This window comes from Brevibacillus sp. SKDU10, assembly GCF_001645205.1.
GTDB lineage: Bacteria > Bacillota > Bacilli > Brevibacillales > Brevibacillaceae > Brevibacillus_B > Brevibacillus_B halotolerans.
The window spans coordinates 1-1,175 of sequence record NZ_LSSO01000117.1; the positions used below are offsets into that span (position 1 = coordinate 1).

The following is a 1,175-nucleotide window of genomic DNA, read 5'->3' on the forward strand; positions in this document are numbered from 1 at the left end:
CTTAGAAAAGAGAGCAATGAATAAGTCGATTCCTTCACATAAAAGGATTTGGCTTTTCTCTTTTTTGCGATTTTACGCCTCAAGGGATTGTGTTAACTGATTACCGAATCACGAATTCATATAGAGAAAGACCTCAGGAGATGCGGGCACCTCGCGAGGTCTTCTTTCATGTTTATTTACGGTCTCGAATCTCTTTTTGAATCTGTTTATATGCTTTTTTGGAGCCTCTTTCCAAATCTCTCTGTAATTTGCGAGATTGATAACTAGTAAATAACGTATTTACATCATACCCCTTTGGATATAACTCGATTGCAGTCAGCTCCAGGCTAACCCGTTTGTAATTGACTTCGATGAACTCTCCTTTAAACAACACAGTAAGATTATTGGCATTATCCTTTTTCTTGTACACGATCCCGAAATCATCATATTCCCATAATTTAACTTTGTCCCCAACCTCATATTCATACGTGTCTGCTTGTTGGCTCCCTCTCTCTATTGCTTTCCGCTTTTTATTTTCGCGTATGGGGTTCAAATTATATTCTTTATTTCTCATATAATCTGCCGCGCGTTGCAGAACAGTATCATGCAAATTCATTTTTTTCGAGATCCATAAGGCATTACTTTCCCCGGACTGTCCAATTACTAGTTTATACATAGGAGATAATGTCTCATTATTAAATTGCATAGCAGCATTCATGAAATCAGGATGGATCTCGGAATAACGTTTTATTTCTCCGTAATGGGTAGTTGAGACAGTAATGCACCCCATGTGATAAAACTCTTCTAAAATAGCTATCGCAAGTGCAGAGCCTTCAGTCGGTTCCGTGCCGCTACCGATTTCATCAAACAGTAAAAGCGTATTATTCGTAGCAGCTCGCATGATTTCGGAAATGTTTTTGACATGGGAGGAAAACGTACTCAAAGCGTTTTCCATACTTTGATTATCACCAATATCAACAAAAATCTGATCAAAAATCGCAACCTCGGTAGATTGGTCCGCTCTGCTATGATATCCACACATCGTGGCCAATGCTACAATGCCGATGGTTTTGAGTACAATTGTTTTACCACCAGCATTGGGACCTGTGATTACTAAGCTTCTAAAATTTTTCCCAATCTCAAAGTTTAAAGGGACGGTATCACCAGGTAGTAGAGGATGGGTGCATTCCACTAAT

The 1,175-nt window shown here is 39.1% G+C and carries 1 protein-coding gene; it reads right to left on the bottom strand.

Annotated elements, in window-relative coordinates:
- Window positions 1-172: 172 nt before the first annotated feature.
- On the bottom strand, window positions 173-1,175 hold a 1,003-nt coding region (locus tag AYJ08_RS07275; RefSeq protein ID WP_483295060.1), incomplete at its 5' end, for a MutS-related protein.